The sequence below is a fragment of the Mesorhizobium sp. M0701 genome, from assembly GCF_040320365.1.
Classification (GTDB): domain Bacteria; phylum Pseudomonadota; class Alphaproteobacteria; order Rhizobiales; family Rhizobiaceae; genus Mesorhizobium.
Map to the genome: position 1 here is coordinate 69,578 of NZ_JAMYPO010000018.1, position 23,411 is coordinate 92,988.

Here is a 23,411-nt window from a genome sequence, read left to right on the forward strand (position 1 = left end):
GTCCCGTGCCAAGTGGCACGGGACGGTTCGGTCACGGGCTCGGGAGGAGCCGGTTACATCTTGCCCCGGCTACATCTTGCCATCGTCCTGGAAGACCTCGGTCCAGTCCTTGACGAGGCCGTCGAGCGCATCCTTGGCTGAGCCTTGCCCGGCAACGACATAGTCGTGGAAGCGCTTCTGCGATGCCTGCAACAGCGGGGCATAGCTCGGCTCGGCCCAGAAGTCCTTCACGATGGCCATCGAGTCGAGGAAGGTCTGCGCGTAGGGCTGGCTGGCCGGGAAGGCCGGGTCCTTGACGACCGCGTTGAGGCAGGAATAGCCGCCGAGCGACCACCATTTGGACTGCACGTCCTTGTTGGCGAACCATTTGATGTATTTGAGCGCGGCTTCCTGCTTGTCGGAATAGGAGACCACCGAGATGCCCTGGCCGCCGAGCTGGGCGAACTGGTCCCCGTCCGGACCTTTGGGATTGACGAAATAGCCGATCTTGTCGCCGCCGACATTCTCGTCCTTCTGCAGGCCTGGCCAGGTGAAGGCGAAGTTCATGTGCATCGCCACCTGGCCGGATTTGAAGGCATCAACGCCTTCGCCCATGTAGCTGTTCGAGGCGCCGGGAGGGGTGCAGCAATCGTAGAGGGCTTTGTAGAACTCCAGGCCCTTCACCGATTTATCGGAGTTGACGAAGCCTTCCATCTCGTAGGGTTTTTTCGGGTTTTCGTACTGGAAGCCAAAGCTGTAGAGCACGTCCATGGCGCCCATGGTGATGCCTTCCGAGCCGCGCTCGGTGTAGATCGACGCGCCATAGACGGTCTTGCCGTCGATGTCGCGCTTCTGGAAGAATTCGGCGATCTGCTTCAATTGGTCGAAGGTCGTCGGCGGGCCGAGATCCCAGCCGTACTTTTCCTTGAATTCCTTCCGCAGCTCCGGCTTGGAGAACCAGTCCTTGCGGTAAGTCCAACCGACGACGTCACCCATGGCCGGCAGCGCCCAGTAATTCGGCGAGTTCTTCGGCCATTCCGAATAGCCGACGACGGTCGCCGGCACGAAATCATCCATGCTGATCTTCTCCTTGTCGAAGAAGTCGTTCAGCTTGACGTAATGGCCGTTCTCGGCGGCACCGCCGATCCACTGGCTGTCGCCGATGATGAGGTCGCACAGCTTGCCGTGCGAATTCAGCTCGTTGAGAAAGCGATCGGCATAGTTGGTCCACGGCACGAATTCGAATTTCATGCCGATGCCGGTTTCCTTGGTGAAGTCCTTGGACAATTCCACAAGCGCGTTGGCCGGGTCCCAGGCTGCCCAGCAAAGCGTCAGATCTTCTGCCTGCGCGACATTCGAAACGGCTGTCGACGCAAAGAGTGTCGATGCCAGTCCCAACGCCAATTTCAAGGTCGATTTCATGCCTTCCTCCCATTTGCGAAACGCGTCCGGATGACGGTTTCAAGAGCCCGCTAAACCCCTCCTCGGGGGCCCAAACACAACGACGCGGCGGCGCACCGGATGTTTAGTAATTTGTTTAGTGATGCAATTTTTACTAAACAAGGCAAGCGAATTCGTTGCTGCATCGCAGCATGCTGGATAGGAAAGCAACGTGAGAAGTTGCGGCGACCTGCCTAGGTCACCGTCTTGTTGCTGACGGCCACCGGACGGATCACTGGGGCCGGCGGCAGCAGCGCGCGGATATCGGCGAAGGGGAAGACTGGCTCGAAGCGGAAGGCCTCGGCGAACGATCCGGCTGGGCCGTTGCACTGGCCGGCGCGAAAGGCGTTCTGCGTGCGCGCCGCGTCGACGAAACGCTCGGGATCCTGCGACTGGTGCGCCCGGATCGCCTCCGCCTTGAGATCGAAATGCCTGGAGGTATCGACGTAGTGCGTTGGCGAAAACCCGGTGCCGCCGAACGTGTCGGCATGTAGCACCGGCACCGAGAATGACGCTGCGATGCGCACGCCATCCGACAGCGCGCGGTGGTCGCCATGATAGTCGTTCGGCGCATGCGTTATCACCAGATCCGGCCCTATCTCGCCGATCAGTGCTTTGAGCGCCCCGATCAGCGCGGCATCCGCGACCAGCCCGCCATCGGGAAAGTCGAGGAAGCGCGGCGTCACGCCAAGCAGGCCGGCCGCCGCCGTCGCCTCCTTGCGGCGCGTGCGGACAAGTGCGGCCGGATCGCCATAGCCGCCCCTGGCGCCATCCGTGGCTATGGCAAAAAAGAGTTCTGCGCCTTGCGCGGCATAGGCGGCCATCGTACCGAACATGAAGATCTCGATGTCGTCCGGATGCGCGCCAAGCGCCAATATCTTCACTCTCATCTCTCCCGGAAATGGAAAAACGTGCCCAACGGAATTCTGCTCGCGCTCATCGCCTATGCAAGCTATTCGTGCAGCGACGCGGTTGTCAAAAGCCTGGGCGGGCAGTTCAACGTCTTCGAGATCGGCTTCTTCTCGACATTGTTTGCCGGCTGCTTTCTGCTCTTTGCCAGGCCGGCAGGCGAGCGCTGGCTCGATTTCTGGCGCACCAACCGGCCCTGGGCGGTACAGGCCCGGGCCTGGGCCGGCATCGCCTCGGGCGTGCTCAGCGTCTATGCCTTCACCACCATCCCGCTGGCGGAAGTCTATGCGCTCATCTTTCTGGCGCCGCTGTTCGTCACTATCCTGGCCACGCTGGTCCTCAAGGAAAAGGTCGGCCCATGGCGGTGGCTGGCGGTCGTCGCCGGCTTTGCCGGGGTCATGCTGGTCGTCAGGCCGGGGTTTCGCGAATTGCATCTTGGTCATCTGGCGGCGTTCACCATCGCCTTCCTGGCCGCCACCAATGTCATCCTGATGCGTTCGCTCGCCGCGCAGGAAAAGCGCACAACGATGCTCGGCGTGCTGATCGGCTACGGCCTGCTCTTCAACGGCGTCGGTGCGGCGGCTACCTCGTTCTCGCTGCCGGATGGCAGGCAATGGGCCTGGCTGGTGCTGGCCGGCGGCTTTACCGCCGGCGGCCAGCTGCTGCATCTGCTGGCGGTCAAATACGCGCCGGCCAACCGCATCGCGCCGACGCATTACTCGCAGATCGTCTGGGCGGTGGTTCTAGGTGCGCTGTTCTTCAGGGAATATCCGGATTTTCTGTCGCTGGTCGGCTTGGCCGTGGTCGGCGGTTCCGGCCTGCTGACGATGGTGCGCGAGGAGGTGCGGCTCGGCACGGTGCGCTGGAACCCGTTTTCGCGGACCAGGCTTTGAGTCGGCGCCGAGGTTGCGCCGCGACCGCCACCGCTGATATGCGGTCGCTGCCAACTGGCTGCACAGCATAGCACAATGACGACAAAACCCTTGCCGGACCTGCCGGTCTCCGTTGTCTTGCCGGCACTCAATGAAACGCTGAGCCATGGTAACAGCGCCGTGCTGGTGGCGCCGCCCGGTGCCGGCAAGACGACGCTGGTTCCACTGGCGCTGCTCGACGCTGAATGGCTCGGCGCCGGAAAGATCATCCTGCTTGAGCCGCGCCGCCTCGCCGCCCGCGCTGCCGCCCGCCGTATGGCCGAATTGCTCGGCCAAGAGCCCGGCGAAACCGTCGGCTATGCCATGCGCATGGAAAACCGCAGTTCCGCAAAGACCAGGGTTCTCGTCGTCACCGAAGGCGTGCTGTCCCGCATGATCCTCGACGACCCGGAACTGCCTGGTGTCGCGGCGGTGCTATTCGACGAGTTCCACGAACGCTCGCTCGACGGCGATTTCGGGTTGGCGCTGGCCCTCGACGTGCAGGGTGCGCTGAGGCCCGAACTCAGATTGCTAGTGATGTCGGCAACGCTCGACGGCGCGCGTGTCGCAAAATTGCTGTCCGGCGCGCCGGTGATCGAGAGCGCAGGCCGCGCCTTCCCAGTCGACATCCGCTATGACGAGCGGCCGGCCGGCGTCACCATCGACGACGCCATGGCCAAGGCGATCCGCTCGGCGCTTGCCGGGGAGGAGGGCAGCGTGCTCGCTTTCCTGCCCGGCCAGCGCGAGATCGAGCGCACCGCCGAGCGGCTGGCGGGCAAGGTTGGCGCCGATACCGACATCGTGCCGCTCTATGGTATGCTCGACAACAAGGCGCAGGACGCGGCGATCAAGCCGGCGCCGCTCGGCCGCCGCAAGGTCGTGCTGGCGACGTCGATCGCCGAAACCTCCATCACCATCGACGGCGTGCGCGTCGTCATCGATTCCGGCCTGTCGCGGCTGCCGCGCTATGAGCCGGCGAGCGGCCTGACGCGGCTGGAGACGGTACGTGCTTCCCGCGCTTCCGCCGACCAGCGCGCCGGCCGTGCCGGGCGCACGCAGCCGGGCGTCGCCATCCGGTTGTGGCGGGCCGAGCAGACAGCGGCCCTGCCGGCCTTCACGCCGCCGGAAATCCTCGAGGCTGATCTTTCCGGCCTGTTGCTCGATAGCGCGGCGTTCGGCGTCGCCGATCCGACCAGCCTGTCCTTCCTCGACCCCCCGCCGGCTCCGGCGCTCACCGAGGCGAGGGTACTGCTACGTGCGCTCGATGCTGTCGATGCGGCAGGACGCCTGACGGATGCCGGTGCCGCGATGCGCAGGCTGGCGCTACCGGTGCGGCTCGCCCACATGGTCGCCGAGGCGGCAAGAACCGGAGAGGCGCTCGAGGCGGCGATGCTCGGCGTATTGTTGACCGAGCGTGGCCTTGGCGGCGATGGTGCCGATCTCGAACGGCGGCTGCTGCGCTTTCGCGCCGAAAGATCACCGCGCGCCACCGCCGCCCGGCAGCTGGCTGAGAGGCTGGCAAAGCAGGCTTCACCCTCCCCCTCGAGGGGAGGGTCGGCGAACGAGCCGAGCGCAGCGAGACGAGGGAGACGGGGCGGGGTCGTCGATGGCGTGCCCGAACCGACCCCACCCCGATCCGCTACGCGGATCGACGCGCCGGGCCGAGCCACGGGTCTCGCCCGTCCTTCCGACCCCCTCAAGGGGGAGGGCAGCACAGCCGGCGCTCTCCTCATCCATGCCTGGCCGGATCGGGTCGCCAAAGCGCGCGGCGAGCGTGGCCGCTTCGTGCTTGCCAACGGCTCGGGCGCCATGCTCGACGCCTCCGATCCGCTGGCCGGCGAGACCTGGCTCGTCGTCGCCGACCTGCAGGGCAAGGCGCAGAACGCCCGCATCACCGCAGCGGCAGCCATCGATGAGGCCGACATCCGCACTGCGCTGGCGGAAAAGATCGAGGCCCGCCGCGAGGTGAGCTTCGACCGCGACAGGCGCGCGGTGCGGGTGCGCGAAACGGTTCGCCTCGACGCCATCACGCTGTCCGAACGCATGCTGCCGGCGCCGACCGGTGCCGACGCGGATCGCGCCATCCTCGACGCCTTGCGCGAACACGGCCTGTCCCTGTTGCCGTGGAACAGAGAGGCGGAGACGTTGCGGCAGCGGCTCGGCTGGCTGCATCGCGGCCTCGGCGTGCCATGGCCCGATGTCTCCGATGCCGCGCTCCTCGAGCGCCTCGACGACTGGCTGCTGCCGTTCCTTTCCGGCGCGGCATCCTTTGCGGCAATCGATCCCAGCGTGCTTTCGCAAGGCCTGATGACGCTGGTGCCGCACGAATTGCAGCGCAAGATCGACACATTGGCGCCGACCCATTTCGACGCGCCGTCGGGCAGCCGGCTGCCGATCCGCTATGACGGCGAATGGCCGGTGCTGGCGATCCGCGTGCAGGAACTGTTCGGCCTCGACCGGCATCCGGCGATCGCCAACGGCACTGTGCCGCTGACGCTCGAATTGCTGTCGCCGGCGCACCGGCCGATCCAGACGACGCGCGACCTGCCCGGCTTCTGGCGCGGCTCCTGGGCCGATGTGCGGGCAGAGATGCGCGGCCGCTATCCCAGGCATGTCTGGCCGGAGAACCCGCTTCTCGCCGCCGCCACCAGCCGGGCCAAGCCGCGCGGTACCTGATGCTTCCAGACTGTCATCCCGAACCGAGGGCCGGCTTCGGCGGTTTTTCGGAAAAGACCTCCGGCTGTTTCCCCTCTATAATCACTGGCCATGATAAACATCCTGCACGCACCCGACTTCCAGCAAAGCCAGCGGCTGCGCCTCAACACGCTGATCAGGTTGCGCTGGCTTGCCATCGTCGGCCAGAGCCTGACCGTGCTTGTCGTCGCTTACGGGCTGAAATTTCCGCTGCCGGTCAGCATGTGTTTTGCGCTGATCGCCTGTTCGGCCTGGATGAACCTTTTGCTGACCTTCCGCTATCCGGCGGCGCATCGGCTTACCCCGTTCTCGGCCTTCGCCATCCTGACCTTCGACAGCCTGCAGCTTGCCGGCCTGCTCTACATGACCGGCGGACTCACCAATCCGTTTTCGCTGCTGATGACCGTGCCCGTCGTCGTCTCGGCGACGTCGCTGCCGCTGCGGCTGACCGCCATGCTCGGCGCGCTGGTGATCGTGGCGGCGACGCTGCTGGTCTTTTACCACCTGCCGCTGCCATGGCATGAGGGCGCGCCATTGGCGATGCCGTTCATCTATGTCGCAGGCATGTGGATGGCGGTGTTCTGCTCCATCGCCTTTACCGCGATCTATGCCTTCCGGGTGGCCGAGGAGGCGCGGCTGCTTGCCAACGCGCTTGCCGCCACGGAATTGGTGTTGCAGCGAGAGCAGCATCTCTCTGCCCTCGACGGCCTCGCCGCGGCCGCCGCGCACGAGCTCGGCACACCGCTCGCCACCATCACACTTGTCGCCAAGGAAATGGAGAAGGCGCTTGGCGAAGATCCGAAATACGGCGAGGACGTGAAGCTGCTGCGTTCGCAGAGCGAGCGCTGCCGCGAAATCCTGAAGCGCCTGACCAGCCTGTCCTCCGAGAGCGAGGTGCACCTCTCGCGCCTGCCGCTGACCTCGCTGGTCGAGGAGGTGACGGCGCCGCACCGCGATTTCGGCATTTCGATCAAGCTTCGGCCGGGCGAGCGCATCGGCCCGGAACCGGTGGGCCGGCGCAATCCCGGCGTCATTTACGGCCTCGGCAATCTGGTCGAGAACGCGGTCGACTTCGCCCGCAACAGCGTGACAGTGCGCTGGAACTGGAATGAGGCCGCCGTCAGCTTCTCGATCATCGACGACGGGCCGGGCTTTCCACCGGAGATCATCGACCGTATCGGCGAACCCTATATGTCGACGCGACAAGGCACCGAAGCTGGCGGCGGCCTCGGCCTCGGCCTATTCATCGCCAAAACCTTGCTCGAACGCTCCGGCGCGACGCTCGATTTCCGCAATTCAAGCGAGCCCGGCGAGGGCGCTATCGTGCAGATATCGTGGCCGCGCAGCGTCTTCCTCAATCCCGAGCAGGCTTCGGCCACCATGTTCGACACGGCCTAAATTGGACAATAGCGTTGCGAAACTATATTTGCGTAAAAATCAGGCAGCAGGATTTTCAGCACGATGAGTACTGACGAAACGATTGGCGCAATGGTCGAAGGCGAGGATACCTCGCTGCTGATCGTGGACGACGACAAGCCGTTCCTGACGCGGCTTGCCCGCGCCATGGAAACCAGGGGTTTCGTGGTCGAGACGGCGGAGAGCGTCGAGGAGGCGGTTGCCAAGGCGCGCGCCAATCCGCCGGCCTATGCGGTGGTCGACATGCGGCTGGCCGACGGCAACGGCCTCGACGTCGTCGCCGCGATTCGCGAGAAGCGCGACGACGCCCGCGCCATCATCCTCACCGGCTACGGCAACATCGCCACTGCGGTGACGGCGGTAAAGCTCGGCGCCATCGACTATCTGTCGAAGCCGGCCGATGCCGACGATATTTTTGCCGCTCTGACCCGCACCGCGGGCGAACGCGCAGCGCCGCCAGAAAATCCAATGTCGGCCGATCGCGTGCGCTGGGAACACATCCAGCGCGTCTACGAAATGTGCGACCGCAACGTCTCGGAAACCGCACGCCGCCTGAACATGCATCGCCGCACGCTGCAACGCATCCTCGCCAAGCGCGCGCCGCGCTAAAGGGCTCTCATTACAGGCTTGCCCGGCCAGCGCTGTTTGCGCATCATCGCTTGGCGGTGTCGGACCTTGCCGCTGATACGACGGAGGCGACATGCAGGACGAAAAGCGGCTGGTCTCCATGCTGCGCGAATTCCTCGACAGCGAGGCGGCCGGCGGCCTCATCCTGATGGCTGCGGCGGCCTTGGCCCTGATCGTCGCCAATTCGCCGCTGGGCGAGGCTTATTTCTCCGCCCTCCATGCCTATCTCGGACCGCTCAGCGTCTCGCACTGGATCAATGACGGCCTGATGGCGGTGTTCTTCCTGCTGGTCGGCCTCGAGATCAAGCGCGAAATGCTTGACGGCCAGCTGTCGACCTGGCCGCGCCGCGTGCTGCCCGGCATCGCCGCCGCCGGCGGCATGGCAGCGCCGGCACTGGTCTACGTCGCCATCAACCGCAACAATCCAGCCGCTCTGTCCGGCTGGGCGATCCCAACCGCCACCGATATCGCCTTTGCGCTCGGCGTGCTGTCGCTGCTCGGCAGCCGCGTCCCGGGCTCGCTGAAGATATTCCTCACCGCGCTCGCCATCATCGACGATCTCGGCGCGGTGCTCATCATCGCGGTGTTCTATACCAGCGGCCTCTCGCTCGCCTATCTCGGCGCCGCCTTCGCCGTGATCGCGCTGCTGGTGGTGCTCAACCGCATGCGGGTGCTGACGCTGCTGCCGTACATCTTGCTCGGCATCGTTCTGTGGGTTTTGGTGCTCAAATCGGGCGTCCATGCGACGCTCGCCGGCGTCGCGCTGGCCCTCACCATACCGCTGAAGATATCGCCGGGCAGCGGCCATGATCTCGACCATTCGCCGCTGCACCGGCTCGAACACGGCCTGCACAAAGTCGTCGCCTTTTTCGTCATCCCGATTTTCGGCTTTGCCAACGCCGGCGTCTCGGTCGCCGGTCTCAGCGCTGCCGCCCTGGCCGAGCCGCTGACGCTCGGCGTCGCCGCCGGCCTCGTCTTGGGCAAGCTGGTCGGCGTGTTCGGGTCTTCCGCGCTTGCCATCCGGCTTGGCTTCGCCGATCTGCCGGTCAATGCCGGCTGGCTGCACATGGTCGGCATTTCGCTGCTCTGTGGCATCGGTTTCACCATGAGCCTGTTCATCGGCCTGCTCGCCTTCGCCAGCGACGCCGCCCTGCAGGACGCGGTCAAGGTCGGCATCCTCGCCGGCTCCTTCATCGCCGCGCTCCTCGGCGCCGCTGTGCTGCTGGTGGCGCCGGCCGCAGGCGAGGCGGAGGAGGCGGAAGAATAGGCGTCTCCTCGCGGGCGCTACCCGTGAGCGACCATGACGTGGCGGACGGCGGTATAGTCCTCCAGCGCGTAGAGCGACATGTCCTTGCCGTAGCCGGATTGTTTTAACCCGCCATGCGGCATCTCGTTGGTCAGCATGAAATGGGTATTGATCCAGGTGCAGCCATATTGCAGCCGGGCCGCCGTCGCCATGGCGCGCGAAACATCCTTGGTCCACACCGACGACGCCAGGCCGTAGTCAGAGTCATTGGCCCAGTTCACCGCTTCGTCGACTTCGGAAAAGCGGGTGACCGAGACCACCGGACCGAACACTTCGCGGCGCACGATCTCGTCCTCCTGCAGCGCGCCGGCGACGACGGTCGGCTGGTAGAAGAAGCCGGAGCCCTCGCCCGGCTTGCCGCCCGTGGTGATCTCGATGTGCTTGAGCTCAGAGGCGCGCTCGACGAAGCTCGAGACGCGGTCGCGCTGGCGACGCGAGATCAGCGGGCCGATCTCGTTTTCGGTATCGTCAGGACGATCATACTTGATGGTCGAGACGGCAGCGGAGAGGTCGGCGACGAGCTTGTCGTAGATATTCTTGCCGGCGTAGATGCGGCAGGCGGCGGTGCAGTCCTGGCCGGCATTGTAATAGCCGAAGGCGCGCAGGCCGTTGACCACCGCGCCGAGATCGGCGTCGTCGAAGACGATGACCGGCGCCTTGCCGCCGAGCTCGAGATGCGTGCGCTTGACCGATTTGGCGGCAGCCTGCAGCACCTTCTTGCCGGTGGCGACGTCGCCGGTGATCGAGATCATGTTGACCTTCGGGTGGTTGATCAGCGTGTTGCCGACGCTGTCGCCGCGACCGAGCACGACGTTGACGACGCCTTCCGGCAGGATCTCGGCAAGGATTTTCGCCAGCTTCAGCGCGGTCAGCGGCGTCTGTTCCGACGGCTTGAAGACGACGGTGTTGCCGCCGGCAATCGCCGGCGCCAGCTTCCAGGCCATCATCATCAGCGGATAGTTCCACGGCGCGATCGACGCGACAACGCCGATGGCGTCGCGGCGGACCATCGAGGTGTGGCCGGGAATGTATTCGCCGGCGACCTGGCCGGGCATCGAGCGGACCGCGCCGGCAAAGAAGCGGTAGCAGTCGACGATCGCCGGGATCTCGTCATTGAGCACGGCATTGATCGGCTTGCCACAGTTCAGCGCCTCGAGCGCCGCGAAATCCTGTGCAGCAGCCTCGATGCGATCGGCGATTTTCAGGAGATAGCCGGCGCGCTGCGCCGGTGTTGTGCGGGACCAGGTGACGAAGGCTTTTTCGGCAGCAAGCACGGCCGCCTCGATCTGCGCTGGGCTGGCCTCAGGCAGATTGAGGATGGTCGCCCCGGTCTTCGGGTTGAGGATCGGCTCCTCGGTCTCGGTGCCTTTTTCGAATTTCGAGCCGATCAGCATCTGCTTGTCCATGGAAGTCTCTCCCTTATGAACGAGATCATTTGCCCGAACCGGCGATCTGGTCGCCGTCGCGGGTCAGGTAATAGGCAGCGAGGATGGGGAGCAGCGTCACCAGCACTACCACCATCGCCACGACATTGGTGACCGGACGCTGGCGCGGACGGATCAATTCTTCGAGCATCCAGATCGGCACCGTCTGCTGCTGGCCGGCGGTGAAGGTGGTGACGATGACCTCGTCGAAGGACAGCGCAAAGGCAAGCATGCCGCCGGCCAGCAGCGCGGTAGCGATGTTGGGCAGCACGACATGCCGAAAGGTCTGGAAACCATCGGCGCCGAGATCCATCGACGCCTCGATCATCGAGCCGGACGTGCGGCGGAAACGGGCGACCGCGTTGTTGTAGACGACGACCACGCAGAAGGTGGCGTGGCCGAGCACGATCGTCCAGAACGAGAACGGGATTTCGGCCAGCGCGAAGGCCGAGCGCAGCGCGATGCCGGTGATGATGCCGGGCAGCGCGATCGGCAGGATGACCAGCAGCGAGATGGTTTCGCGGCCGAAGAATTTTGTGCGGGATACGGCGGCTGCGCACAGCGTGCCGAGGATCAGAGCGATGGCAGTCGAGATCGCCGCGACCCGCACAGACAATGACAGCGCCTGCCAGACGTCGGGGCGGTTCCAGGTGACGGCGAACCATTGCGTGGTCAGGCCCGGCGGCGGCCAGACGAAGCTCTTCTCCTCGGTGGTGAAGGCATAGACGAAGATCAGCAGGATCGGCAGGTGCAGAAAGAGCAGGCCGCCGGTGGCAGCGAGCTTCAGGCCGATCGGCGCAGATGGGCCACGGTCAGAGCGCATCGAAAGCCCCCATGCGCTTGGCGCCCCAGAGATAGAAGCCCATGATGACGATGGGCACCACGGTAAAGGCGGCGGCGAGCGGGATGTTGCCGGCGGTGCCTTGCTGCGAATAGACGGCCTGGCCGATGAACAGCCGCGAGGTGCCGATGATCTGAGGAATGATGTAGTCGCCGAGCGTCAGCGAGAAGGTGAAGATCGAGCCGGCAACGATGCCGGGCAGCGCCAGCGGGAACAGCACGTTGCCGAAGGTCTGGCCGGGCGAGGCGCCGAGATCGGACGAAGCCTCGACCAAATTGCCCGGCACGCGCTCGAGTGCGGCCTGCACCGGCAGGATCATGAATGGCAGCCAGACATAGACGAAGACGACGAAGGTGCCGGTTGAGGAGACCGACAATGAGTTGCCGCCGACGATCGGCAGCGATAGCCAGGCATCAAGCAGCCAGAGAAGATGCAATTTGGCCAGCAGCCATGTCAGGATGCCTTCCTTGGCCAGGATCAGCTTCCAGGCATAGATCTTGACCAGGTAGCTCGACCACAGCGGCAGCATGACGCCGAGATAAAACAGCGCCTTCCAACGGCCACGCGCATAGCGCGCCGCGTAATAGGCGATGGGAAAGGCGATGACCGCCGCAGCCAGCGTCACCAGCGCCGCCATCGTCACCGTGCGCAGGATGATGTCGAGATTGGCGGCCTGCAGCAGGTCGCCATAAGTCTTCAGCGTGAACTCGCGGTTGATGAGGCCGGAGAACTCATCGATCGAAAAGAAGCTCTGCAAAAGCAGCGCAAACAGCGAGCCGATATAGACGATGCCGAGCCAAAGAACCGGGGGTAGCAGCATCAGGAGCAGCAAGAATTGCGGCCGGCGCCAGAAGAGATCGGAGAGCCCGCCGCGTACGCCGCCACTACCCGGCAGGATGGCGGGGGCCGTGGCCCGCGGCATGGCAGCGTCCAGGCTCATCCTGGCTCGTCCATCAGATGCAAATGCTCGCGGTTGAAGGTGAGCACCACCGCCTCGCCTTCCCGGGGCAAGGCAGCACCCGCCGGCACGATGGCATGCAGCCGCAAGCCCTCTGCATCGAGCGCCAGTCTTGTCGTGGCGCCGAGATAGTTGGTCGAGACCAGGCGGGCGGCAACCCCTTCGCCGTTGGCCCGGCCAATACGGATGGATTCGGGCCGCAGGCTGCCCCAGCGATGCTGGCCGGCATAGCGCTGGACGAAATCCGGCGGCAGCACGTTGGACGAGCCGACGAAATCGGCGACGAAGCGGGTCTTGGGGCGCTGGTAGATGTCTTCCGGCGTGCCGATCTGCATGATCTTGCCGTCATTGAAGACGGCCACGCGGTCGGCCATCGACAGCGCTTCGCCCTGGTCGTGGGTGACGAACACGAAGGTGATGCCGAGCGCCTTCTGCAGCGATTTCAACTCCTCCTGCATGTTTTCGCGAAGCTTGAGGTCGAGGGCGCCGAGCGGCTCGTCGAGCAACAGCACCTTGGGCTGGTTGACCAGCGCACGGGCGAGCGCGACGCGCTGGCGCTGGCCGCCGGAAAGCTGGCCAGGGCGACGGGCGCCGTAGCCGGGAAGCCGCACCAGCGCCAGCGCTTCTTCCGCCGCCTTTTGCCGCTCCGGTCTGCCGACGCCCTTGACCATCAGCCCATAGGCGACGTTGTCGAGCACGTTGAGATGCGGGAACAGCGCATAATCCTGGAACACGGTGTTGACGTTGCGGCGATAGGGCGGCACGCCCTCGGCGCGTTCGCCGAAGATCGAGATCGAGCCCGCCGTCGGCTGCTCGAAACCGGCGATGAGGCGCAGGCACGTCGTCTTGCCCGAGCCGGAAGGCCCGAGCATGGCGAAGAACTCGCCCGGCACGATGTCGAGATCGACCGCGTCGACGGCACGCACGCTGCCGAAATGGCGAGAGACGTTTTGGAAGGAAACGGCGGAGGTCATGGGGCTGTCCTGATCTGTCAGGCTCATCAAATTTCAGGCGGTAGCGCTGCCTCTCATCCGCCTGCCGGCACCTTCTCCTCGTATAGTGGACGGGGAGAAGGGAGGCGCTCCAACGCTGGCGACCCCCCGTTCTTCACGGGGAGAGGGTAAGGGTGAGGGGCAGCGCCGAGCTTCGTAGGTGAGGCGAACTCACCGCCCGCCGATGACGCCGATATAGTCCGACACCCAGCGGTAATAGGGCACGCACTGGTCGTTCTGGGTGGCGCATTTCGAGACCGGCGTCTTCCAGAACTTGATCTTGTCGAAATTGTCGTACCCGTTGGTCTTGCAGCCTTCCTCCCCGAGCAGTTCGTTGCCCTTGCAGGCGGCGGGCACAACCGGCAGCGAGCCGAACCAGGCGGAGACGTCGCCCTGCACTTTTGGCGACAGCGAATGCTCCATCCACATGTAGGCGCAGTTCGGGTGGGCAGCATCGGCCTCCATCATCGTGGTATCGGCCCAGCCGGTGACGCCCTCCTCGGGGATAGTCGAGGCGACCGGCTTCTTGGCCGCGATCAGCGTGTTGACCTGGTAGGGCCAAGAACCGGAGGCGACGACGCCTTCGTTCTGGAAATCGTCGACCTGGATGGCGGCGTCGTGCCAATAGCGTCCGACCAGCGTACGCTGGACCCGCAGCAGGTCGAGCGCCGCCTTGTACTGATCCTCGGTCAGTTCGTACGGATCCTTGATGCCGAGCTCCGGTTTGTGAGCCATCAGGTAATTGGCGGCGTCGGCGATGTGGATCGGCCCATCATAGGCCTGGACGCGGCCCTTGTTCGACTTGCCGTCGGGAAGCTTCATTTCCTCGAAGACCACGTTCCAGCTCTTCGGCGCCTCCTTGAACACTTCGGTGTTGTACATCAGCACGTTCGGCCCCCACTGATAGGGGACGCCGTAATGGACTCCGCCGACGGTGAACCAGGGCGCATCCTTCAGCCGGTCGTCGACCGTCTTCCAGCTCGGGATGAGGTCGGTGTTGATCGGCTGGACGCGCTTGCCGGCGACCAGACGCAGCGAGGCATCGCCCGAGGCGGTGACCAGGTCGAAACCGCCCTCGTTCATCAGCGAGACCATCTCGTCGGAGGTGTTAGCGGTCTTGACGTTGACCTTGCAGCCGGTTTCCTTCTCGAAGGACGTGACCCAATCATAGCCCTTGTCGGTTTCGCCGCGCTCGATATAGCCCGGCCAGGCGACGATATTGACCTCGCCTTCGCCTTTGCCGAGCTCCTTGACCTGGGCGATGGCCTGGCCGGAGAAGCTCAGCGCGACCGTTAAGGCAGTGCATGATTTCAGCAATGAATTCATCGTCGATCTCCCATTTTGCATGACCTCGAAACCGGTTTCGGGTTTCGGAAGAAGATCATGCGCCCGTTCAAAAACGTTGGATGCGCGGCTCTGAAAGCCCGATGCGAAAACTAAAAGTCTTAGAGCGTACTATGTGCGTCCAATTGGACGCACGTCGCTCTAACGGCAGCTTTGTTCCCTGACCGAAAAGTGCTGCGAAATTTCCGGTTTCGCAAATTCATTTATCAGAAAGCCGATATCGGTTTTTCCGATACGTCAGCGGCCGATCTTCTCGGGCCGTTGGCGCACCATGCGCTGCGACTGGGCAAGTCCGATGAAGTCGCGCGCCGCCTGCGGCAGGCCGGAGCCGCGCCGCCAGACCATGCCGACCTGGACGACTGGTAACGACCCCGAAATATCGCGCGATTCGATGCGGTCGCCTTCCAGCGACCATGGCCGGTAGACGAGGTCGGGCAGCAGCGCCACGCCGGCGCCGGTAGCGACGAGGCTGCGCACCGCTTCGACCGAGCGGGTGCGGAAGGCGACATGCGGCTTGGCGCCGATTGCCGTCAGCAGCTTTCCGGTATTCTCCTCGATCTCGTCGACGGTCAGCATGATCAGCGGTTCCGAGGCGATGTCGCCGATGCCGATGATGTCGGCACCGGCCAAGGGATGGCCGAGCGGCAGCCACAGCCGGTAGGCCGAGACTTCGAGGATTTCGGACTGCAGTGCCGTGCGGTCGCGCAGGTTCGAGGTGACCATGACGGCAATGTCGAGCTTGCCGCCAATTAACAGGTGCTCGAGATAGTCGCCATTGTCCTCGATCGCCGAGACCTCGACACCCGGATAGGCGCGGCGGTAGCGGGCAAGAAGATCGGAAAGCACATAGCCGGCGACCAGCGAGGTGACGCCAAGTTGTAGCCGCCCGCTTGCCGCGGCCTGTTCGCCGAAGAAGGCGCGGCGCGCATCGGAAACGTCGGCCAGGATCTTTCTCGCATGGCGCAGGAACTGGTGGCCTTTGTGGGTGATGTTCAAGCCGCGCGGGTGGCGCTCGAACAGCTCGACGCCGAGATCGTGCTCCAGCTCCTTGATCGCCTCGGTGACCGAGGATTGCGAGATCGACAGGTTCTGGGCGGCGCCCGACACTGTGCCCTGCTCGGCGACGGCGATGAAGAACTGCAATTGGCGGATGGTGAAAGCCATGGCCGGACTAAACACGGCAGAGGCGGCGCTGGGAAGTGGGTGCTGGCGCAGATCTCCCGATAGAGCTCACGCTAGAGCTCAGCCCTCGCTTCCGCCATCGGCAATGCTGAGCCGTGCGCCGGCCTGGGCAAGGGCGGCGGCGATGTCGTGCGGCGGCGGACGGTCGGTCGCGAGTTCGGAAAAGCCGCCGAAGCCGCAGACCTGAACAAGGCCCTGGCGGCCGAATTTGCTATGGTCGGTGACGACAAGCGAACGCTGGCCGCGCGACAGCACCATGCGGGCGAATTCGGCCTCTTCCAGATCATAGTCCATGACGCCGGTGACGGCATCGACCGCACCGGTCGATATCACTGCATGGCTGACGGAAAAGCGGCTGACGAATTCGATGGCCGAGACGCAGAAGGCAGCACCGGAATCGCTGCGCAGCTCGCCGCCGGCCATGTAGACCTTATTGCCGTTGACGGTGGCCAATGTGCGGGCGATGTCGGAGGAGTTGGTGACGACCGTCAGCCGCCGGTGGCCGAGCAGTTCCCGGGCCAGGAAAGAGGTGGTGGTGCCGGTGTCGAGCATGATCGATTCGCCGTCGCGGATGGTGGCGGCGACCATGCGCGCTATTGCCCGCTTGGCATCGGCGTTCTCGCGCATGCGCCGCTCGAACGGCGCTTCGCCGGCAATCGACGGCAGGCCGACGGCGCCGTGCATCTTGAGGATGGAACCGTCGCTGGTCAGTGGCTTGACGTCGCGGCGTACTGTCTCCAGCGAGACGCCCAGCCGGTTGGCCAGGCTCGCAATGGTCACGGTGCCTTCCTCCTTGAGGAGGCGCAGGATTTCGCCATGCCGCTTCGAGTGGACCATCGGCTCCATCCGGTCGGATTGTTGCACCGCTGACCGCTTCTACGGCATAAATGCCACTAACTCCAAGGAATTTAGCAAAATTCGGGCAAAAAACCAGAAAATACCACAATTTCGCGTTGACAACGCCTCCAGCGTGGCGCGACATTATCGCTGTGACAGGCTCGGAACGGAGGACGGAGGCTGAGCCGCACGAAAAATCGCTTGCCCGAACACCCGGGAGATCGTCGGGTGCAAGGGTACCGAAATTCAGGATCCGCGGGGGCGGATGCCGGCGTCGAAGAACCCGGCACAAAGGGGCTCGTCGGTGCGGTGCGGGATACCGATCCCGAGATCTGCACCGACGAGATCTTCGCGTTGCCTCCATTCCTCCGTCCGATTGTCATCGCTGGCCAGCCGTGACATGCGTGGAAAATTGACCCAATGTTGGACGAGATCGTGACTGTCGAAGACCGCATCCGTGCGCTGCCTTGCTGGACCGGCAGCATCGACATCGCGCCGCTGCCGGGCGGGCTGAGCAATGCCAATTATCTGGTCAAGGACGCGGCCGGGCGGCACGTCGTGCGGCTCGGCCAGGACTATCCGTTCCACCATGTCTTTCGCGAGCGCGAGATGATGACGGCGCGGGCAGCGCACGCGGCAGGCTTCGCTCCGGCCGTCCACTACACTGGACCCGGCGTCATGGTGACGGAGTATCTCGGCGCCAAGGCCTATGTCGCGCAGGACGTGCGCGCCGATCTCGGCCGCGTTGCCGCGTTGCTGCGCGGTTTCCACCGGGAGATGCCCGGTCATGTCTCCGGCGCCGGCTTCATGTTCTGGGTATTCCATGTCATTCGAGACTATGCGCGCACGCTGGAGGAAGGCCGCAGCCGCAAGCTGGGCGAAGTGCCGCGCCTGCTGACGCTGGCGGACGAGCTCGAGCGCGCGCAAAAGCTGCTGCCGATCGTCTTCGGCCATAATGACCTCTTGCCGGCTAACATAATCGACGACGGTCACAGGCTGTGGCTCATCGATTTCGAATATGCAGGCTTCAACACCGCGATGTTCGACCTTGCCGGCGCGGCGTCGAATGCAGGCATGAGCGACGAGGAGTCCTTCGCCTTCCTGACCGCCTATTTCATGAAGGAGCCGGACCCGGCGATACGGCGCTCGCACGCCGCCATGCAATGCGCGTCGCTGCTGCGTGAGGCGATGTGGGGCATGGTTTCCGAGCTTTACCTCGACGCGCCCGGTGTCGACTACGCCGCCTACGCTGACGAAAACCTGGCGCGGCTCGAAGCCGCCCTGGAAAACTACAAGACAAAATACGGGACGCGGACATGACCTTGCCCGCCCAGGCCGGGATCGTCGTCATCGGCGGTGGCATCATCGGCTGTTCGACGGCCTATCATCTGGCGCGCGACCACAAGGCCGAAATCGTGCTGCTCGAACAGGGCAAACTGACCTCGGGTTCGACCTGGCATGCTGCCGGGCTGGTCGGCCAGCTGCGCTCGTCGGCGTCGATCACGCGCGTGCTCAAATATTCCGTCGATCTCTACAAGGGGCTGGAAGCCGAAACCGGCCTCGCCACCGGCTGGAAGATGACTGGCTGCCTGCGCCTCGCCACCAATGCCGACCGCTGGACCGAGTATAAGCGGCTGGCAACGACGGCTAAGAGCTTCGGCATGGACATGCATCTGCTGTCGCCGGCCGAGGTCAAGGAAATGTGGCCGCTGCTGGAAACCGGCGACCTCGTCGGCGCGTCCTGGCTGCCGACCGACGGTCAGGCAAGCCCTTCCGACATCACCCAGTCGCTGGCCAAGGGTGCGCGCATGCATGGCGCAAAATTGTTCGAGGAGGTGCGGGTCACCGGCTTCGAAATGAGAGACGGCCGGATCACCGCGGTAAAGACCAGCAAGGGCGATATCGCCTGCGACAAGGTAGTGAACTGCGCCGGGCAATGGGCGCGGCAGGTGGGTGCGCTCGCCGGCATAAACGTGCCGCTGCAGCCGGTGAAGCACCAGTACATCATCACCGAAAAGATCGATGGCCTGCCGACCGACGCGCCGACAATTCGCGACCCCGATCGCCGCACTTATTTCAAGGAGGAGGTCGGCGGGTTGGTGATGGGCGGTTACGAGCCGAACCCGCAGGCGTGGACGACCGGTCTGCCGGGCGGCGATGTGCCGGACGATTGGGAGTTCCGGCTGTTCGACGATGATTACGATCATTTCGAGCAGCATATGAGCCAGGCGATCGAGCGTGTCCCGGCGCTCGCCAATGCCGGCGTCAAGCAGATGATCAACGGGCCGGAGAGCTTTACGCCGGATGGCAATTTCATCCTCGGTGTGGCGCCGGACTGCGCCAATATGTTCGTCGGCGCCGGCTTCAATGCCTTCGGCATCGCGTCCGGCGGCGGCGCCGGCTGGGTGCTGGCGCAATGGGTCATCGACGGCGAGGCGCCGCTCGATCTGTGGGTGGTCGACATCCGCCGCTTCTCCGATCTCCACCGCGACCGGCAATGGGTCCGCGACCGCACGCTGGAAGCCTATGGCAAGCACTACACGATCGGCTTCCCGCATGAGGAATATGTCAGCGGCCGGCCGCGCATCGTCTCGCCTTTGTACGAGCGGCTGCAAAAACATCGCGCCGTGTTCGGCTCGAAACTTGGCTGGGAGCGGCCGAACTGGTTCGCGCCGGAAGGCATCGAGCCGAAGGACGTCTATTCGATGGGCCGGCAGAACTGGTTCCCGGCGGTTGGCGACGAGCACCGCCACGTGCGCGAAAAGATCGGTATTTTCGACCAGTCGTCTTTCGCCAAATACGAAATGACCGGAGCCGACGCGCTGAAGGCGCTGGACTGGATCTGCGCCAACGACGTCGCCAAGCCGGTCGGCCGGCTGACCTACACGCAGCTCCTCAATACGCGCGGCGGCATCGAGGCCGATTTGACCGTGGCGAGGCTCGGTGAGGAAAAATTCTACGTGGTCACCGGCACCGGTTTCCGCACGCATGATTTCTCCTGGATTGCCGATCATATCGGCCGGGAGTTCGACGTGACGCTGACCGACGTCACCGAGGATTTCGGCACATTGTCGCTGATTGGGCCGCGCGCCCGTGACGTGCTGTCAGCGGTGACCGATGCCGACGTCTCGAATGCCGCCTTTCCATTCGGCCATGTTCGCGAGATCGCCATTGCCGGTCATGCCATCCGGGCACTGCGCGTCACCTATGTCGGCGAACTCGGCTGGGAACTGCATGCGCCGATCGCGGCGACGGGCGAGGTTTTCGACGCGCTGATGACGGCGGGCGCTGTCCACGACATTCGCCCGGTCGGCTATCGGGCGCTGGAATCGCTGCGGCTGGAAAAGGGCTACCGCGCCTGGGGCGCCGACATCACGCCCAACGACACGCCGCAGGAGGCCGGCCTCGGCTGGGCGGTGAAGCTCAGGAAGAACACCGATTTCCTCGGCCGGCGGGCTCTGGAAAAGCTCGACGGCGCGGCGCTCGGGAAACGCTTTGCCGGCTTCACTGTCGATGATCCGGACGTCGTGCTGCTCGGGCGCGAGACCATCCTGCGCAACGGCGAGGCGGTCGGTTATCTCACCAGCGGCGGCTATGGCTACACCATCGGCAAGAACATCGGCTACGGCTATGTGCGCAATGCCGATGGCGTCAACGATGATTTCCTCACTTCCGGCAACTACGAGCTGGTGGTGGCAATGGAACGGACGCCGGCTAAGATACACCTCGAGCCGCTTTACGATCCGGCAGGAGCAAAGGTGAAGGCGTAGAGCCTTTCGGTTTCAGCCTCAGTTCACGATGAGCACCAGCCCCCGGCTCGGCACGGTATCGGCCTCGCCTGGCATCGAAACATAGGACGGCGTCTCTTCGGCGCGCGTGACGGTGCCTTGCGCCTCGAGATCGGCGATCCGCGCGGCAAACCCGGCATCCCACAGCGTGTTCTTCACTGTCAGCACGATCACCCCGCCCGGCCGGCAGATGCGGATCAGCTCGTCCAGACCCTCGGCCCCGACATGGCCGGACGTGAAGACGCCGGCTGAGATGATCCCGGCATAGGCGTCGTCCACGAAGGGCAGCGGTCCGCCAAGCGCCAGGCAGTGCAGCGCCGAATAGACGCCCTTGCGCGCGGCTTGCGCCAGCATGCCTTCCGAGATGTCGAGCGCCTCGACCTGCGGATAACCGGTAATGGCAAGCCATTCGCCGATGAGCCCGGTGCCGGCGCCGGCATCGAGCAGAGGAGCGGCGCCGCGCGGCAGATGGCGGGCCAGCAAGGCAAGGCAGATGGTGGGATGGCGATAGCCAGCCGCCGACATGTCGGCGTCATAGGTGCCTGCCCAACTGTCGTAGAGCGCCGCGACGTCTTCCGGCCGCTTCGCCGCATAGGCTGCGGCGAGTGCGCTCTGCTGATTGCTGTCCGTCATCGCTTTCCGTCGCCTGGTATCGATCCGCAACGCGATCATAGCCAAACGGCGAAAACTGTGGAACCGTCGTCGTCCCAATAACACGGGGAAAGGAGCGAAATCCATGGCGGACGACCGGGCGCGCGCCGCACTTGCGGCCATTCCGATGCTGGCCGGCTATGACGGCCCTCTGGAACGGCTCGGCGGTCTCACCAACCTCGTCTTCAGGGGTAAGGATTTCTGCCTGCGTATCCCCGGCAAGGGCACCGAGGAATACATCAACCGCGCCAACGAGGCAGTGGCGGCGCGGGAAGCGGCGAAGGCCGGCGTCAGTCCCGAAGTGCTGCATGTCGATGCCGAGACCGGCGTGTTGGTGACCCGCTTCGTTGCCGGTGCCGAGACGATGTCACCGGAAAAGTTCAAGACTCGGCCGGGCAGCCCGGCACGCGCCGGCAAGGCCTTTCGCAAACTGCACACATCCGGCGCGGTGTTCCCCTTCCGCTTCGAGCTGTTTGCGATGATCGACGATTATCTGAAAGTGCTGTCAACCAAGGACGTCGCCCTGCCTGCCGGCTACCACGATGTGGTCCGCGAGGCGGAGGCAGTGCGCTCAGCACTTGCGGCTCAACCTCTGCCGATCGTCGACTGCCACTGCGACCCGCTCTGCGAAAACTTTCTCGATACGGGCGACAGGATGTGGATCGTCGACTGGGAATATTCCGGCATGAACGATCCGCTCTGGGATCTCGGCGACCTCAGCGTGGAAGGGCAATTCGACGCCGCGCAGGACGAGGAGATGATGCTGGCCTATTTCGGCGGCGAGCCGAGACCGGCGGAGCGCGCCCGCATCGTCATCTACAAGGCGATGTGCGACCTGCTGTGGACGCTGTGGGGACTGATCCAGCTTGCCAACAAAAATCCGGCCGACGACTTTCGCGCCTATGCCGACGGCCGGTTTGCGCGCTGCAAGGCACTGATGGAGATGCCGGAATTTTCGCGGCATCTCGCAGTGGTGCGCCGGGGTTAATTCACACCCTTCGGAACGTTTTCGGGCGGTACCGTGTCGACCACCTTCTGGCGGTGGAAGATGAACAGGCCGGCCAGCACGACGATGGCCGAGCCGATCAGGATGCGCGGCCCAGGCACATCGCCGAAGAAGGCCAATCCGAAGACCACTGCCCACAAAAGCAGGCTGTAATGCAGCGGCGCCAAGGTCGAGGCAGGGGCAAGCTTCAACGCCCGGGTGATCATCAGGTGCGCGCCGCAGGAGACGACGCCGAGAAGCAGCATGGCGCCGAAATCGAGCGATGACGGCGTCTTCCAACTGCCTATGGTCAACGCAGCGCCGACCAGCAGCGTGCCGATGGTTTGCCAGGTGACCAGCGAGGTGTCGCTGGTGCCGCGCAGCCGCCGATTGAGGATGATGGCGAAGGCAAAGGAAATGCTGCCGGCGAGCGCGAACATCGACGACAGCGAGAACGCGGCCGAGGACGGCTTCAGCATGATCAGCACGCCGCAGAAACCGACCAGGATAGCCGCCCAGCGGCGCCAGCCGACCCTTTCGCCGAGCAGGAAGTGCGACAGCGCCGCGACATAGATCGGCCCGGCCATGTAAAAGCTCATCACATCGGCGAGCGGCAGATAGACGACCGCCGCGTAGAACAGCGCCGTGTCGAGCGTCGTCATCACCACGCGCAGCAGCTGCAGCTCCGGCCGCTCCATGCGAAACAGCTTGGCCGGGCCCTGATGTGCAATCATCGGCCCGAGTATGAAAAAGGCGCCGATCGAGCGGATCAGCACGACCTGGCCGACGGAAAAACTGGCGACCAGCCACTTGCCCATCGCATCGTTCAACGCAAACAAGAAATCGCCGGCGAGCATCAGCAGGATGCCCGCCAGCAGCACGTTCATGATCGTTGAGTACTGGGCTGCGGGCCGCGCCATGCCGTTACCGGTTCCTCGCCGTGGGGGTACGGTGACCCGCGTCGTAGTCGCAAGCTGCGGCCATGACGAGGCGAAAATCGAGAATTCGGTAAGACCAGCGCCGGAAATCGGCTGGACTAATGCATGTCGCGCAAAAGTGTGCAGCGGTTTTGCGATAACGACACGCTTAAAAACAAGACCTTAAAGCGCGTCGCGTGGGTCCGTTCA

Annotated in this window: 19 protein-coding genes; 8 read left to right on the forward strand and 11 right to left on the reverse strand. The window is 64.4% G+C overall.

The window, feature by feature from the left end; genetic code table 11:
• Positions 1-69: 69 nt before the first annotated feature.
• A complete protein-coding gene (locus NKI24_RS18500) occupies positions 70-1,401 on the reverse strand; it encodes an ABC transporter substrate-binding protein (protein ID WP_352448472.1) in 1,332 nt (443 codons plus the stop codon).
• Between the two features lie 212 nt (positions 1,402-1,613).
• Positions 1,614-2,303: a PIG-L deacetylase family protein gene (locus tag NKI24_RS18505; RefSeq protein ID WP_352747232.1), complete on the reverse strand. Its 690-nt coding sequence runs from the start codon at positions 2,301-2,303 to the stop codon at positions 1,614-1,616.
• Between the two features lie 27 nt (positions 2,304-2,330).
• On the opposite strand from NKI24_RS18505, the gene NKI24_RS18510 reads away from it, so the two are divergent.
• From NKI24_RS18510 to nhaA, 5 genes are all read left to right on the forward strand, one after another.
• Complete coding sequence (locus tag NKI24_RS18510; protein ID WP_352743064.1) at positions 2,331-3,221, forward strand: DMT family transporter; 891 nt, start codon at positions 2,331-2,333, stop codon at positions 3,219-3,221.
• Positions 3,222-3,296: 75 nt separating this feature from the next.
• Entirely contained in the window at positions 3,297-5,915 is a 2,619-nt protein-coding gene (hrpB, locus tag NKI24_RS18515; RefSeq protein ID WP_352747237.1) for an ATP-dependent helicase HrpB, read from the forward strand.
• Between the two features lie 90 nt (positions 5,916-6,005).
• Complete coding sequence (locus NKI24_RS18520) at positions 6,006-7,331, forward strand: ActS/PrrB/RegB family redox-sensitive histidine kinase (protein ID WP_352448476.1); 1,326 nt, start codon at positions 6,006-6,008, stop codon at positions 7,329-7,331.
• A 63-nt stretch (positions 7,332-7,394) separates the two neighbouring features.
• Positions 7,395-7,958, forward strand: a complete 564-nt coding sequence (locus tag NKI24_RS18525; protein WP_023676342.1) for an ActR/PrrA/RegA family redox response regulator transcription factor — start codon at positions 7,395-7,397, stop codon at positions 7,956-7,958.
• 91 nt (positions 7,959-8,049) lie between these two features.
• Positions 8,050-9,243: a Na+/H+ antiporter NhaA gene (gene nhaA, locus NKI24_RS18530; RefSeq protein WP_352747240.1), complete on the forward strand. Its 1,194-nt coding sequence runs from the start codon at positions 8,050-8,052 to the stop codon at positions 9,241-9,243.
• Between the two features lie 17 nt (positions 9,244-9,260).
• Here nhaA and NKI24_RS18535 read toward each other — a convergent pair whose 3' ends face one another.
• The 7 genes from NKI24_RS18535 to NKI24_RS18565 all read right to left on the reverse strand — a co-directional run bounded on the left by NKI24_RS18535 (position 9,261) and on the right by NKI24_RS18565 (position 16,860).
• Complete coding sequence (locus tag NKI24_RS18535; protein WP_352747243.1) at positions 9,261-10,688, reverse strand: gamma-aminobutyraldehyde dehydrogenase; 1,428 nt, start codon at positions 10,686-10,688, stop codon at positions 9,261-9,263.
• A 25-nt stretch (positions 10,689-10,713) separates the two neighbouring features.
• A complete protein-coding gene (locus NKI24_RS18540) occupies positions 10,714-11,529 on the reverse strand; it encodes an ABC transporter permease (RefSeq protein ID WP_023676345.1) in 816 nt (271 codons plus the stop codon).
• Positions 11,519-12,469, reverse strand: a complete 951-nt coding sequence (locus NKI24_RS18545) for an ABC transporter permease (RefSeq protein ID WP_352448480.1) — start codon at positions 12,467-12,469, stop codon at positions 11,519-11,521. Before NKI24_RS18545 ends, NKI24_RS18540 begins: the two co-directional genes overlap by 11 nt.
• A 14-nt stretch (positions 12,470-12,483) precedes the next feature.
• A complete protein-coding gene (locus NKI24_RS18550) occupies positions 12,484-13,479 on the reverse strand; it encodes an ABC transporter ATP-binding protein (protein ID WP_352448481.1) in 996 nt (331 codons plus the stop codon).
• 189 nt (positions 13,480-13,668) lie between these two features.
• Positions 13,669-14,823, reverse strand: coding sequence for an ABC transporter substrate-binding protein (locus tag NKI24_RS18555; RefSeq protein WP_352448482.1), 1,155 nt, complete (start codon positions 14,821-14,823; stop codon positions 13,669-13,671).
• A 255-nt stretch (positions 14,824-15,078) separates the two neighbouring features.
• On the reverse strand, positions 15,079-16,005 hold the full coding sequence (locus NKI24_RS18560; RefSeq protein WP_023676350.1) for a LysR family transcriptional regulator: 927 nt from the start codon (positions 16,003-16,005) through the stop codon (positions 15,079-15,081).
• A 78-nt stretch (positions 16,006-16,083) separates the two neighbouring features.
• Positions 16,084-16,860 carry a DeoR/GlpR family DNA-binding transcription regulator gene (locus NKI24_RS18565; protein WP_352747248.1) on the reverse strand — a complete coding sequence of 259 codons (777 nt, stop codon included), beginning with the start codon at positions 16,858-16,860 and terminating at the stop codon, positions 16,084-16,086.
• Between the two features lie 435 nt (positions 16,861-17,295).
• Between NKI24_RS18565 and NKI24_RS18570 the strand changes: the two genes are divergently transcribed.
• Both NKI24_RS18570 and NKI24_RS18575 read left to right on the forward strand, forming a co-directional pair.
• On the forward strand, positions 17,296-18,180 hold the full coding sequence (locus NKI24_RS18570; protein ID WP_352747293.1) for a phosphotransferase: 885 nt from the start codon (positions 17,296-17,298) through the stop codon (positions 18,178-18,180).
• Positions 18,177-20,630, forward strand: a complete 2,454-nt coding sequence (locus NKI24_RS18575) for a GcvT family protein (protein WP_352747250.1) — start codon at positions 18,177-18,179, stop codon at positions 20,628-20,630. The genes NKI24_RS18570 and NKI24_RS18575 overlap by 4 nt, the downstream gene beginning before the upstream one ends.
• An 18-nt stretch (positions 20,631-20,648) precedes the next feature.
• Here the strand turns inward: NKI24_RS18575 and NKI24_RS18580 are convergent, their stop codons facing one another.
• Complete coding sequence (locus tag NKI24_RS18580) at positions 20,649-21,281, reverse strand: class I SAM-dependent DNA methyltransferase (RefSeq protein ID WP_352448485.1); 633 nt, start codon at positions 21,279-21,281, stop codon at positions 20,649-20,651.
• A gap of 103 nt (positions 21,282-21,384) precedes the next feature.
• Here NKI24_RS18580 and NKI24_RS18585 point away from each other — a divergent pair, with 103 nt between their 5' ends.
• A complete protein-coding gene (locus NKI24_RS18585) occupies positions 21,385-22,287 on the forward strand; it encodes a phosphotransferase (RefSeq protein WP_352747253.1) in 903 nt (300 codons plus the stop codon).
• Here NKI24_RS18585 and NKI24_RS18590 read toward each other — a convergent pair.
• Positions 22,284-23,204 carry a DMT family transporter gene (locus NKI24_RS18590; protein WP_352448486.1) on the reverse strand — a complete coding sequence of 307 codons (921 nt, stop codon included), beginning with the start codon at positions 23,202-23,204 and terminating at the stop codon, positions 22,284-22,286. The genes NKI24_RS18585 and NKI24_RS18590 overlap by 4 nt on opposite strands.
• Positions 23,205-23,411 lie beyond the last annotated feature (207 nt).

Bases quoted from the DNA above. Each gene is read 5' to 3' on its own strand.
- NKI24_RS18500 (WP_352448472.1), bottom strand. From the start codon at position 1,401: ATGAAATCGACCTTGAAATTGGCGTTGGGACTGGCATCGACACTCTTT.
- hrpB (WP_352747237.1), top strand. From the start codon at position 3,297: ATGACGACAAAACCCTTGCCGGACCTGCCGGTCTCCGTTGTCTTGCCG.
- NKI24_RS18520 (WP_352448476.1), top strand. From the start codon at position 6,006: ATGATAAACATCCTGCACGCACCCGACTTCCAGCAAAGCCAGCGGCTG.
- NKI24_RS18525 (WP_023676342.1), top strand. From the start codon at position 7,395: ATGAGTACTGACGAAACGATTGGCGCAATGGTCGAAGGCGAGGATACC.
- nhaA (WP_352747240.1), top strand. From the start codon at position 8,050: ATGCAGGACGAAAAGCGGCTGGTCTCCATGCTGCGCGAATTCCTCGAC.
- NKI24_RS18535 (WP_352747243.1), bottom strand. From the start codon at position 10,688: ATGGACAAGCAGATGCTGATCGGCTCGAAATTCGAAAAAGGCACCGAG.
- NKI24_RS18540 (WP_023676345.1), bottom strand. From the start codon at position 11,529: ATGCGCTCTGACCGTGGCCCATCTGCGCCGATCGGCCTGAAGCTCGCT.
- NKI24_RS18545 (WP_352448480.1), bottom strand. From the start codon at position 12,469: ATGCCGCGGGCCACGGCCCCCGCCATCCTGCCGGGTAGTGGCGGCGTA.
- NKI24_RS18550 (WP_352448481.1), bottom strand. From the start codon at position 13,479: ATGACCTCCGCCGTTTCCTTCCAAAACGTCTCTCGCCATTTCGGCAGC.
- NKI24_RS18555 (WP_352448482.1), bottom strand. From the start codon at position 14,823: ATGAATTCATTGCTGAAATCATGCACTGCCTTAACGGTCGCGCTGAGC.
- NKI24_RS18560 (WP_023676350.1), bottom strand. From the start codon at position 16,005: ATGGCTTTCACCATCCGCCAATTGCAGTTCTTCATCGCCGTCGCCGAG.
- NKI24_RS18565 (WP_352747248.1), bottom strand. From the start codon at position 16,860: ATGGTCCACTCGAAGCGGCATGGCGAAATCCTGCGCCTCCTCAAGGAG.
- NKI24_RS18575 (WP_352747250.1), top strand. From the start codon at position 18,177: ATGACCTTGCCCGCCCAGGCCGGGATCGTCGTCATCGGCGGTGGCATC.
- NKI24_RS18580 (WP_352448485.1), bottom strand. From the start codon at position 21,281: ATGACGGACAGCAATCAGCAGAGCGCACTCGCCGCAGCCTATGCGGCG.
- NKI24_RS18585 (WP_352747253.1), top strand. From the start codon at position 21,385: ATGGCGGACGACCGGGCGCGCGCCGCACTTGCGGCCATTCCGATGCTG.
- NKI24_RS18590 (WP_352448486.1), bottom strand. From the start codon at position 23,204: ATGGCGCGGCCCGCAGCCCAGTACTCAACGATCATGAACGTGCTGCTG.